This window comes from Vibrio sp. PSi01, from assembly GCF_054960695.1.
This window is the reverse complement of record NZ_JBHNYN010000004.1, coordinates 82905-95230: the sequence shown is the minus strand read 5'-3', so window position 1 is coordinate 95230 and position 12326 is coordinate 82905. Positions and strand designations below refer to the sequence as shown.

General features: G+C 42.2%; 9 protein-coding genes. 2 read left to right on the top strand and 7 right to left on the bottom strand.

Annotated elements, in window-relative coordinates:
• Positions 1–7: 7 nt before the first annotated feature.
• Together ACFI6G_RS07590 and ACFI6G_RS07585 are read left to right on the top strand one after the other, a co-directional pair.
• A complete protein-coding gene (locus tag ACFI6G_RS07590; RefSeq protein ID WP_016767435.1) occupies positions 8–2440 on the top strand; it encodes a VolA/Pla-1 family phospholipase in 2433 nt (810 codons plus the stop codon).
• A gap of 222 nt (positions 2441–2662) precedes the next feature.
• Positions 2663–3220, top strand: coding sequence for a PhnA domain-containing protein (locus ACFI6G_RS07585; RefSeq protein WP_004730927.1), 558 nt, complete (start codon positions 2663–2665; stop codon positions 3218–3220).
• Positions 3221–3309: 89 nt separating this feature from the next.
• Here ACFI6G_RS07585 and ACFI6G_RS07580 read toward each other — a convergent pair whose 3' ends face one another.
• The 7 genes from ACFI6G_RS07580 to aspT form a co-directional block, all read right to left on the bottom strand.
• A complete protein-coding gene (locus ACFI6G_RS07580) occupies positions 3310–4470 on the bottom strand; it encodes a BamA/TamA family outer membrane protein (RefSeq protein WP_462710210.1) in 1161 nt (386 codons plus the stop codon).
• 259 nt (positions 4471–4729) lie between these two features.
• A complete protein-coding gene (locus ACFI6G_RS07575) occupies positions 4730–5635 on the bottom strand; it encodes a LysR family transcriptional regulator (protein ID WP_016767437.1) in 906 nt (301 codons plus the stop codon).
• Positions 5636–5790: 155 nt separating this feature from the next.
• Positions 5791–6216 carry a hypothetical protein gene (locus ACFI6G_RS07570; protein ID WP_462710209.1) on the bottom strand — a complete coding sequence of 142 codons (426 nt, stop codon included), beginning with the start codon at positions 6214–6216 and terminating at the stop codon, positions 5791–5793.
• Between the two features lie 16 nt (positions 6217–6232).
• Positions 6233–7405, bottom strand: a complete 1173-nt coding sequence (locus ACFI6G_RS07565) for a patatin-like phospholipase family protein (RefSeq protein WP_016767439.1) — start codon at positions 7403–7405, stop codon at positions 6233–6235.
• 218 nt (positions 7406–7623) lie between these two features.
• Positions 7624–8481, bottom strand: a complete 858-nt coding sequence (pdxY, locus tag ACFI6G_RS07560; protein ID WP_010429583.1) for a pyridoxal kinase PdxY — start codon at positions 8479–8481, stop codon at positions 7624–7626.
• A gap of 211 nt (positions 8482–8692) precedes the next feature.
• Positions 8693–10291, bottom strand: a complete 1599-nt coding sequence (locus ACFI6G_RS07555) for a bifunctional aspartate transaminase/aspartate 4-decarboxylase (protein ID WP_016785223.1) — start codon at positions 10289–10291, stop codon at positions 8693–8695.
• Positions 10292–10454: 163 nt separating this feature from the next.
• On the bottom strand, positions 10455–12170 hold the full coding sequence (aspT, locus tag ACFI6G_RS07550; protein ID WP_010429578.1) for an aspartate-alanine antiporter: 1716 nt from the start codon (positions 12168–12170) through the stop codon (positions 10455–10457).
• Positions 12171–12326: the final 156 nt, after the last annotated feature.

The window sequence follows — 12326 nt, the reverse complement described above, 5'->3', positions numbered from 1 at the left end:
TATAAACATGAAAAAGTTATTTAATATTTCGCTGCTTGCTTCAGCAATGTTTCTTGCCGGTTGTGGTGATGACACATCTAGCTCCGGGGCTTCAACAACAATTCAATATGAGCAATATATTCAAGATTCACTTGCACGAGCAACGAACATCAAGTTTCAACTAACCGGTGCTGATATTGCTGTTCCTCTTCCTAGCTTCGCATTAATGGATGCAACCGATGGGACACTTGGTTTACCGACTGGTGATGATGACTCATTAACTAACCCTATCGCAGCAATGAATACAATGGATGGCTGGTCAACTTCAATGCCAATCATCATGGATTTTGAAGGTACTGGCTTAGCTGACGGTGTAGCTACTGGCGGGGTTTACCTATTAAAGCTTAGCGACTCACTCACCTCTGAGACGGCACCAACTGTTACTGGCGTATTGGAACAAGGCACTCATTTTAATGTTCTGTCTAGTGCTTCAACCGACACCTTTACGATAGTTTTCAACGATTCACTCGCTGCTTCGAGCGAATACGTGTTGGCGCTATCAAATGAACTCACGGATGTTAATGGTGATCCTGTTGGCATGTCGGCAAGTTATGCTGCACTAAAATCTAGTGCGGTAACGTATACTGAAGGTAGCCTAGCTCAAGCACAACAAGTCACTCAAGGTGTTGAAAAGATCTTCGCCGGAGCGACTGCAGCAGGTGCGATTAACCTTGATACTGAAAACATCATTTACTCTACGTGGTTTACTACAGAGTCTGTCGGCGATTCTCTTTTCGCTACCAAAGCGGCTACAGCAACTGGATTGGCCTCAGCAAATCTTAATGGTGTCTGGAAAGGCGGTGCGAACCCTAACTCTGTTGACCTGACAACAGCTTATGTGATGCAATTTGGTACTACAGAACTGTTCACAACAGCTTTAGCAAACGATACTGACTTTGATAAGTATGTTGCAGGTAACGATGCAACAACGATCGCAACCCTTAAAGGCGCGATTAATGGATTGTATGGCGCTACTGACAACGTTGATGTAACCCAAGGTTTTGTTCAATTACCCTATTATCTAGAAACTAGTGCTACTGAATGGAACTCACAGCCATTCGAATCGGGCATGCCTAGCTTAGCAAAAATTTCAAGTGCTTTAAGTGATAGTGCCGAGCAAGCAAATATGGCTACTCAGTTAGCTGCTGCTGGTATCGACACAAGCATATTAGCGACAGAGCAAACCGAACAACTAAAGTTAATCGGATTAAACTTAACGATGGCCGATGGTTCTCCACTTGATAGCGAAAGAGTTATTACGAAATACTCTCCAGTTCCTCAAGTTAAATCATTAGAATCTGTCGAATTCTTGCTATTTACGCCTAATGGTACAGATCCTACTGATATAGTCATTTACCAACACGGTATCACCTCTGCAAAAGAAAATGCTTACGCGTTCGCTTACAACCTAGCGAGAGCTGGAGTTGCTGTCTTAGCTATTGACTTACCAATACACGGTACTCGTAGTTTGGATGACCAACGTTCAGCAAATGCCGATGTCTTAGCTTATTTAAATCTTACTAACTTGCCTGTAGCGCGTGATAACGTTCGTCAAAGTGCACTAGATATTATGGGTTTGAGAGCTTCATTAACAGCATCTTTGAAAGCTGGTTTACTTACTAGTTCACCTTTGCAGGGATTTAACATAGCTACTGGCTCACAAGTTAAGTTTCTAGGTCATTCGTTAGGAGGTATTGTCGGAACGACAGCTGTTGCGTCTTCTAACCGTACGTTAGGTAGTACAACTGCTGATGCTCTTTATTCATTCAGCGCTGCTGCTATCGAAAACTCTGGTGGCCAAATATCTAACCTTCTGTTGGGTTCACCTTTCTTTGGCCCACAAGTTAAGCACAACGTAGCCTTGGGGGCTTCGACAGAGTACGCAAGCTATGCAGCTGCTAGCTGTACAAACAGCTCGGATAAACTGTGCTACGAAATGTTTGAAGGCAGTGCAACCACAGCACAACTGGCAACAATGACCGCAGCATTCCAACAGTTCGCGTATGCAGCTCAAACCGTGTTAGATACTATTGACCCTTACACAAATGCTGATTACTTGTTGGATGCTACTACTCCTATGCCAATCTACATGGGTCAAGTGCAAGGTGACGAAACAGTACCAAACACCGTTGCGAATGCTCCTTTTGCTGGAACAACACCGCTTGCTACAAAACTTGGCTTAACAGTTGTAGATGCAAGCAATACAATGCCAAACGGTACTAGCGACTTTGTTAAATTTGGCAAAGATGCTGTTCACAGCACATTCGTGGCACCGCAAGATGATACTACGCCTCTACCATTAGATTTAAACCATCACGTAAGTATGCAGACGCAAGCTGTAGACTTCTTAATAGATAATGCTTTAACTGCAGCGTCTATTACTGGTTCCGTATTGGAATAACAACGAGTTTTAAATGAAACCAATGCCAGCTTAACCGCTGGCATTTTTGTATCTGTCGTTCGAACAATCTCCCTCGTTAACCGTTTGCATAGAACCTTAAAACACAAATGGTTGATCTCAGCTAAAATTAATCAAGACAGAATACCGTACGACCTCTTTCTTTATTGTAAATAAAGTGGATAATAGCCTCGTAATTTAATACCTAATAAATGTGAGTCCATTATGTCTTCTGAAGCTACTATGCTAGAACGCTGCCAATCTAAATGTGAACTATGTGGTTCTGATTCTTCTCTTACTGCATACGCAGTGCCGCCACACAGCCACGTAACAGTGGATCACGGCATCATGGTATGTGACAAATGCCTTGGTGAGATTGACGATCCTAAAGACATCAACCACTGGCGTTGCCTAAGCGACAGCATGTGGAGCCAAGAAGCGCCAGTTCAAGTAATGGCGTGGCGTCAACTAACACGTCTGAACTCTGAAAGCTGGGCTCAAGACGCGCTAGATATGATGTACCTTGAAGAAGAAACATCAGTTTGGGCACAAATCGGTATGTCTGCTGATGACAAGCCTCTTGATGTGAACGGCGTTGAACTAAAAAAAGGTGACGACGTAACAGTAATTAAAGATCTGCCAATCAAAGGTACTAACCAAGTGATTAAGCAAGGTACTGTTATCCGTGGTATCAGCGTTGGTGACGATCCTAAGCTTGTTTCTGGTAAAACAAACGGCGGTCAATCAATGTACGTAATCGCTGAGTTCTGCCGTAAAAAGTAATTATTCTTTTAGCTGAACAAAATCTAAAAAGGCGCTAATGAATAATTAGCGCCTTTTTTATTAGAAAAAATCAAACCGATTTAGTAGTTCTAGAAACCACTGCCTATATTAAAGTAGATAGCGCGTTCTTCATGGCTTTGCGCGTAGTCCATACCAAGGTGTAAACCATAACGTCTCGCAATTTGATATCTGAAGCCCACTCCACCCGCATTCACCTTGTTACTTTGATCAGCTCGCTCCGTTGCTTTTCCTGAACCATAGAAGCCTGATACTTTCCAACGATGATTGATACTGTAACTCAGCTGCCCTTGAAGGGTTTCAACTTCATCCCCTTGATAGCGAAATGAAGACACACCTCTTAATTCAACATAGGGCTTAGCTGTGGGAGACACAAATCCATCACCTTGCTCATAATTTTGATAGTTACCCGCTAACCCAAGTGTCCACTTTTCTGACACTGGAATGTAACCTGCCCCTTCAATATTTAAGTTTCGATAGTTTGAATCACTACCAATCACCTCGTCAAATACCATGTAGTCTGCAGAAAATCGGTATCCTTTTGTTGGATAAAACAAATTGTTCCTTGTATCGAACTCAGCTTCAATACCTAAACCAGATGTCACTGATTCAGTGCCTAGGGTAAACTCCATGAGTTTGTCGACCAAACGATTATCAGATTCAACTTTAGACTTGGCGAATAACTGTTTCAAACCTATCATCCAAGGTGTATCACCGATTCTAAATTGCACCTTTTGTGAAAGTACCGCGACCGACGTTGATGTGCCAAATTTCAAGTCTAATTCTTTGCCACCAAAAGAAAGTTGCTTATATAAATCGATATTCGCAACACCGAAACCACCGCCACCGGTATAACGAATTGAATCATTCATCCATGAACGTCTGTGGCCACCAAAAACAAACCAGGTTTCATTTTCTGTTCCTAAAGCACCAACAACACTCATCGCAGATGGAACAAGTTGCGCACCACCATCAATAGCCTTTAACGCTGCTTCTTTACGGATTCGTTTTTCTTCTTCGCCCTCGTGTAAAAACAACCCAGCAACACCACCACCATAACCAACCGCAGGCTCGGTAATTAGTATAGGTATAGGTAAAAACCCCGTCGCATTTTCTGCAATGTGATGTCCCATATCAAATTGACTATCAACAGGATCATAAAACGATGCAAAGGAAGGTGTTATCGTAAGCAAAGAGCAAGAAAAAAGAGCAAAGCCGCCGCAGCGATTCATAAGATTGGCCTCAATAAAAAGGCCGGGTAATTACCCGGCCGAAAGTTTGCTTCCTTGCAATAAACATAGAAATTAAACACTTATTGCCAATAAAGGGGGTCCTTAATCGACTGGGTTAGAGTAGGTCAAACTGTGGCATTGCCCTACTCTCATATGGAGGATCTAGCCCTACAAAATCAAATCATTCTAAAGATGACAAATACGAAAAAGGCTCATATAAATGAGCCTCTGTGAACAAGTAAACTGTGTTATTGGTTCATTAATCTCGCTTTAGCAATCGCTCTACGTTTTCTTTGATAACTGATAATACTGATGACTTAACTTCGCTAATTTGTTTAGAATGAGGGCACCATAGTGCAAAGCCAAATTTAAATCCTTGTTCCATTTCAGACGATTGTATAGGTTCGATGTCGTAATGCGAAAATTCAGAATGAGCGAACGTTTTTGGTAGAAGTGCCCATCCTAGACCTGCTTCAACCATTTTGATAACTAGCGCTAATTGGTCGACTTCTTCATTGTCAGAACTAACGGTTATTTTTTCGGACATTCCTTCTTCAATGAAGGATTTTAAGACAAACTGCTTCGCATTTCTTAGCGCTAAAAGTACATCTTCTTTTGCCAAAGATGAAAACTCACCATTTTTTTGAACGAAAGGAAAAAATTCTATATGGCCTAAAAAGGTGGCATCAAAACTGTGTATTCCACGACTGTCATGCACGTTGACCAATCCAAAATGATACTCACCGCTCTGAAGGCCTTGCTTAATGTCTTTTTTATTTCGTACAAGAAAATTCACTCGCATCATCGGGAAATCACGACGCAACTTCTTTCGAATATCCACAAGGATTTGATGAGGTATCACACTTGAATAAGCAAAAGTAATGTTTTCCAAACCGCCATAAGACAAGCTCAAGGCTACCTTGTCGAAAGTGCGTGCTTGTTCAATCGTTTGCTTAGCATAGTGATAGAGATGGTGCCCATCTTCTGTTGGCTTAACCGATCTTCCAACCCTTTCAAATAGACTTACCGCGAGTTGGTCTTCAAGGTTAGTAATAACCTGGCCGATTGTTGTTCTGTGCTTGTTAAGCTTAACCGCAGCCTTGCTAAAAGACAGTTGGTCATAGACAGTCACAAACGCGAGAAGTTGTTCAATGCTGAAATTCATTTTGTTGTGCTTACTTTTAGTTGTTATGTATTTAAATTATCACAGGTTGACGAAATATCTACTTTGTCAGAATAATAATAGTGAAATGAATTTGTCTGGTTTAAAAAAAAACCTACTTAAGTCAGTAGGTTCTATCATTGACGTGTAACGAATACTTAAATGTATTCGATAATTCGTGCCAAGTAGTTAAAGTTGCCTGAATCACCGTGGTAATTGCGGTAAACATCGACACTAAAATATCTAGGTTGATCCGCTTGAATATGTTCAGCAATACGCTGCTCAATGGACTCTAGAGTTTCACCCGTTTGCGAGTAAATGTATTTTTTGGTGTTTTTTTGAAGCTGGCTTTGCTTGGCTTCTTTGTGTGTAACGTAATTGTTCACTTCAACCCACAGACCAATGTAATCAATCGCCACATAGTCTGAATTTTCCTCAACCATGATCAACGCCGCTTCTTGCTGAACGTCGGCCAGTTGTAGCATGTCATTATCGACTTTCTGTTGTTCCATTAAGGTCGCGTTTTGGGCCATTACACAGGTAGACGTTGTCATTAAAAGTATCGCTAATGTTGTTTTTCTCATTTTCTAATATCCCTAACTAAGGTAATTCGGTTACCCAAGGTTTCCCGCGTGTTGCTTTGTGATAACCATATTTGTATATGGTTAATAGGTAATGTTCATCAAACATGTCTTTGGTGCGTTTTGCATAACTAAAGTCTTGTTCCATATAAGTAAATTGCATATCGATATTATTGATTTCGCAGATGTATTTCATTCGATATAGGTCACCACGTGTTTGAGCAAGAGTCAGGCTTGATACGCTCTTTGCTACCAAATCGAGCCCCTTATCTCTGAGTGAGTGATACGGTGCTTTCAGCGAGCCATTTCGAATAATATCGAGTTGTGGTGATGTCTCTAACCCAAGTGAATCTGAGATCTGTTGATAATCGAAGTTAGATGGATTGAAGAACACTTGAGTCGCTAAACCGCCATCGACATGCAACTCTTCAAAAATTACACCTTCATGTTCCACATTGATAAACTGCGGTGGGAATACTCCGGGAATGGAAGCGCTTGCCGCCAAGACCTTATAAATGAGTTCAGACTTATTTGGCATTTCACTGTTTGCTATTGCGCCCACATTCCAAATGACAAGCTCGCCAGAATCAAAATGTGTGGTGCCAATAAACAGACGTTTGCCGCTGCGATGTTGCGTTGCAATTTGCTCAATCATCGGTTCAGGGAAAGCCTCAGCAATAAACTGGTACAAATGTTCTCCATCGGTAAACGCATCTTTAAAGACAGTATTTAAAAAGTTCTTTTTTCCAAGCACTGATTTATCATTGATGTTCAACATTACTTCTTTCATCTTCGAAAACGCATCTCCCCCGATAAACACAAATGGTGCCATTAATGCTCCTGCGCTGATGCCAGTCACTATCGAGTAGTCCTTCAGTTGGCCTGATTCTTCAAGCCCTATTAAGATACCCGCACCAAAAGCTCCGTTTGCGCCACCTCCTGACAATGCCAAGATGTTCAGTTGATCGCCTGATACGGTAATCGGCGTGGTTTGATCGTCTGCAGAGTATAAGAAGTCTGGCGCCTCACTCGCCCAAATACGCAGTGGCTCTTCTACTGATGATGCATCTTCTACAATGACGTCTTTGTAATTGTCTTTGTTTACGCGTACATCCAGTGTGTGAGGTGAACTACAAGCCACTACTAGAAATGACAAAGCAACGGTAAGACCCGAAGAGATTAGACGGTTCATATTTAGGCTCATTTAATTTTCTCTAACGTGATTCAGAGACTCTGTTTAATAAAATTAAAAAGCAGAGAAGTTAATAAATAGGATAAAGTGAAGTCCATCTCTTTGTGGTCGTAATATAGCTAGAATCGGGCTTAACTCGTAATCTCGTTTGTAGGACGCTATCCATCGAATAGTCACCCTGTTAGCCTTCGTCTTAAACACTGTTGGAGTTAAACGCTCTAGCCTATTTTAACTACGTTGAAGTCGTGAGTAGGCTCAACAAATTCATATTGAGCATTAATCGTTTGTAGTTCCCAAGTGCCATAGCTCTTAGTCAGCTCCAATACACCGTAGACGGCGTTGTTTGCGTGACGGAGTGCAGCCACCGGAGACATTTTTTTCATTAATCCTGCAGTAAATAAGCCCGAAATAAGATCGCCAACACCAACCGGTTGTTTATCAAATTCGATGTTCGGTCGTTGAGCTAAATAGCATGCTTTTTTCGTTGCGAGGATCATACTGAATGCGTCGTCCGGTAATGAGTGTAGATGTTTCACTAGCACAATTTTTGGCCCAAGCTCCAGAGCTTTCTTACAGGCTGTAACCGCATCATAAAGCGAGTGAATTTTGGTGTCGGTCAATTCACTCAGCTCAAATTGGTTTGGTACGATCACATCAGCTATAGGTAGCAAATGCTTAGCAATAGCCGCTTTAACGCCTACATCAACAATGCAACCTTTGTCCGGGTCTCCCATTACAGGGTCACAAATATAGAGCGCACTGTGGTTCTTTTCTTTGATGAGGTTCACCGCCTCGGCAACCGCTTTGCATTGGTCTGCACTTCCCTGATAGCCCGATAAGACCGCCCCACAATCTTTCAACGCACTGATGTTGTCTAAGCCTCGAACTAAGTTTCGAATATCGTCCGAACTAAATGTTTGCCCCGTCCAACCTTGTTCATATTGAGTGTGATTAGAGAACTGTACAGTATGGATTGGCCACACATCGAGCCCCATTCTTTGGATTGGAAAAACCACAGAGCTGTTGCCTGCATGTCCATAAACCACGTGAGATTGAATAGAAATAATGCTTTTCATACGCCGCTCTTTTTTCAATTTTAATTAGATTTTGGATTACTAGGGTAAGACGACTAAATAAACACAACGGAACGTCAAGATAGGCAGTTTTTGCCTTCTAACCACTGTGCTTATTTGGTCGGAATAGCCTCGACATCGCCGAGGCTTATTCTTAGTGAGTTGAACGTCATTGACTTAAAATCGAGTCTTCAGTTTTAAGTTTGACTAAAACTTATTCGCCTTGAAACTCAGCGAAGTGTTCGTCTAACACCTTGCGTGTTGCGCGGCCAATCAGTTCGTACTCGTGGTGAGTCAAGTTAGCCAGTGACACACGAACAGAAGCGTGTACTACATCGAAGCCTTTGCCAGGAAGCAAGATAACGCCAGTTTCGTGTGCAAGGCGGAACAGGAAGTCTTTACCCTTCTCGTTCGCTTTGAACCATTCAAGGAAAGCTGGGCCATACAATTTGCCACCCAAAGTGTCGAGCTCAAGCAATGTGTAGTAGTCCACACGGTCTTTGTTTTCTTCAATTTCAATACCCATATTTTTGTACAAAGTTTTGTAACGCTCGCGAATAATACGTTTGCACGCTTCTTTGTAGTTTTGCTCTGAGTCCATTAAGCAGTTCAATGAGAACAGCGCCATTTGAACTTGTTGTGGTAGTGAAAGACCGGCAGTGTGGTTTAATGCAACACTTCGGCTGTCTGCAACGATACGGTCAATGAACTTAATGCCGCGTGGTTCCGGGTCTAGCGTCTTGTAGCGATCATCCAGTTCCAGCTGACGAGTTTCTGGTTGGCTCCGCATTGCATCATCGAACACGTTGTTGTGCTGAATCGCAATCGAGCCAAGGCGCCAGCCTGTCGCACCGAAGTACTTAGAGAATGAGTAAACACAAAGCGTGTTGTATGGAAGTTTGGCAAACAGTGAAACGAAATCGTCTGCGAATGTACCGTATACATCATCGGTGATAATGAACAGATCACTACGTTGTGTGTTAACGAAGTCTGAAAGGTTATTCAGAGTCTCATCAGAGAACTTCACTGATGCAGGGTTTGCTGGGTTTACCACACATAGCAGTTTGATGTCTTTGTCTTCAAGCTTCTCGATTTCAGACATAGGTAGCTGCCATGTTGTCTCATCTAAACGAAGTTCTACAATCTCAAGTTCGTATTCTGAAAGCTCAGGGATTTCTAGGTAAGGTGTGAAGATTGGTGTGATTAACGCAACCTTATCGCCTTTCTTTAGTAGACCGTTGTGAAACATGGTTTGGAATGTGTACGTCATTGATGCCGTACCACCTTCCGTTGCAAACAGATCGAAATCTGTCGTCATTGGCATAGGACCGTACATCTCTTCTGCAATGTATTGTTTTACAACGCTTTCGACATTCGTCAGCATTCGTGGTGGTACTGGGTAGTTACACGCTAAATACGCATTCACTAGCTCATTTAAGAACACTTGCTTCTCGATACCTAAGCGATCTTTTGCGTAGCTCAGAGCTTTTTCAATGAATTGAACACCTGGGTTCTGTTGATTGTTGTTTGCGTAAGAATCAAAGCGCTCAACAATACCAACACCATCTGGAATGCCGCCAAAACTTCCGTCTAAGTAAGAGTATGTGCGCTCCGCTTCCATTACGGCGAATTCACCCAAGCGAATAAATGCTTTACGTGGCAATGTTGCTAGGAAGTTTGGATTACCACGACCTGCATCTAATAAAGTACGGTCTGGCACTGTTTGCGCAACTTCAATTAATTTGTCTTTTAATTCAAACGGGCTTAAATCAGCGAATTTAGAAAAGTCGATAGTTGTATTTTGTGTAGTCATGATATTTACCTAATAATTTAATCTTAAACACTTTCAATTAGAATGAAGTGTTTTACTTAAGTGTGATTATTCAGGCCTACCCTATTTCGTTATTGGGCAGGTCTTTAAATAAGGTGATAATTTTTTAGTGTCTTTTAAATCTGTAATGAATTCTTAGGTTCAATTACATACCCGCATTAACGGTAATAATGCCGACGATAATTGGTCCCCATAGAGTCAGTAACACGTTGGCTACAGCGTAAGTCACGGTGAACGAAAATACTGGCGTTGCATTGCCTGTTTTCTCCATCAATGCTGCGAATGCTGGGTTTGCACTTCGACCACCAGTCACACAACCTAAAGCTTCTACTGGGTTCTTGATCTTCAACACAAAGTACGAGAAGAAGAATGAAATAATCTGTGGAATGATGGTGACTGCCATACCCAAGAACAGAAGTGACATTCCGTGTTCTTTGATGGTATCAACCGCTTGAGGGCCTGCTTGTAGGCCAACAATACCTACAAATGCCGCTAGACCAAAGTCACGAATGAAGTTTGCTGCACCCACTGGGAACTGAGCCACATGTGGGTTTCGGCTACGTAACCAACCAACAAGTAAACCAGAGATCAAACAACCTGCACCAGAACCAATCGTGACGGGAATGCCTGCAATCTTGAAGCTAATTAAGCCAATAAGAAGGCCCAACACCATACCGAAACCCAGTACGATGAAGTCAGTCATAGTCGCAGAACCCATGCGCTTACCGATGTATTTTTCAACTCGGTTAATGTCTTGAGCGGTACCCGTTAGCTGGATAACATCGTTCTTCTCAACAATAAGGTCTTCAGTAATCGCCACTGAAGTACCTGCACGCATGTAGTCTGTCACATACACGCCACGGAATGAGCGTTCGTTTGAGCTGTCTTTGATTTCTTTTAGCGAGCGACCTATTAGCTTGCGGTTATCAGCGATAAGTTGACGATTTTCTTCAATAACTTCATAGCTTTCCGGTAATGCTACTTCATTGCTTTGTGCCTTGCTCTGTAGCTCATGAACCGCATTTCTACGGCCGGTAACCACAACAAGGTCGCCGGCTTTAAGCGCAGTGAACTTGTCTGCACTTAGCTCTTTTCCATCGCGCTCAATAAGTTCGATACACGCAGCAAGTGATGATTGATTCAGTTGTGCTAGCGTTTTCCCAACCAATTTATCGTCGTGAGTTACTTTAAAAGCACGTGTCACTAGAGCGGTGACTGCGTTAAATTCGCCTTCTGCTAAATCGCGTTTGCCGTTAGAGTTTTTCTCTTCTAGGGCTATCGCTTCAGCTCGAATGTCCCATTTCATCAGTGTTGGGAATACCCAAGTCACCATCAAGATTGGTCCTAAAGAACCAAAGATGTATGTTACCGCGTAACCAACCGCTACGTTTGTTTGCATCAGGTGCTTGGCTTCTTCAGATGCGCCGCCTAAACGTGCAATCGCATCGCCTGCAGTACCAATGATCGCGGATTGAGTTAAGCCACCAGCCGCTAGACCTGCAGCTGTACCTCTATCTAGATCAAATAACCACGCGGCAGCAAGCACACACAATAAGCCTGAAACCGTCATAACAACCGCAGAGAGCAGAATGTTAATGGTTCTGAAGTTAAGGGCTTTAAAAAATTGCGCGCCGCCTTGATAACCCACAGCATAAATAAAGAGCGCAAAGAAAATACTTTTTACGCCGGGATCAATCTGAACACCAAATTGCCCAATAATTACACCCATTAATAATGTTCCGGCTACCCCGCCTAAAACAAATCGGCCGATAGTAATTTTACCAACCATATAACCCAATGAGAGTGTAATAAATAGTGCGACAAATGGTGCCATGTCAAACAGATTAGAAATAATGTCCATGACAAATTTACTCTTGTTACTAAATATAAGGAGTAAATAATCTAACGAATAACTTAATAATGATATTTGTTGGATTATTCAAAATAAATAAAGCATCTCGTTGCTTCGAACCGAATATTAAGAACAAAAGGTTTTAATATGTAATCTCATTTGATG

Bases quoted from the DNA above. Each gene is read 5' to 3' on its own strand.
- pdxY (WP_010429583.1), bottom strand. From the start codon at position 8,481: ATGAAAAGCATTATTTCTATTCAATCTCACGTGGTTTATGGACATGCA.
- ACFI6G_RS07565 (WP_016767439.1), bottom strand. From the start codon at position 7,405: ATGAACCGTCTAATCTCTTCGGGTCTTACCGTTGCTTTGTCATTTCTA.
- ACFI6G_RS07570 (WP_462710209.1), bottom strand. From the start codon at position 6,216: ATGAGAAAAACAACATTAGCGATACTTTTAATGACAACGTCTACCTGT.
- ACFI6G_RS07590 (WP_016767435.1), top strand. From the start codon at position 8: ATGAAAAAGTTATTTAATATTTCGCTGCTTGCTTCAGCAATGTTTCTT.
- ACFI6G_RS07575 (WP_016767437.1), bottom strand. From the start codon at position 5,635: ATGAATTTCAGCATTGAACAACTTCTCGCGTTTGTGACTGTCTATGAC.
- ACFI6G_RS07580 (WP_462710210.1), bottom strand. From the start codon at position 4,470: ATGAATCGCTGCGGCGGCTTTGCTCTTTTTTCTTGCTCTTTGCTTACG.
- ACFI6G_RS07555 (WP_016785223.1), bottom strand. From the start codon at position 10,291: ATGACTACACAAAATACAACTATCGACTTTTCTAAATTCGCTGATTTA.
- ACFI6G_RS07585 (WP_004730927.1), top strand. From the start codon at position 2,663: ATGTCTTCTGAAGCTACTATGCTAGAACGCTGCCAATCTAAATGTGAA.
- aspT (WP_010429578.1), bottom strand. From the start codon at position 12,170: ATGGACATTATTTCTAATCTGTTTGACATGGCACCATTTGTCGCACTA.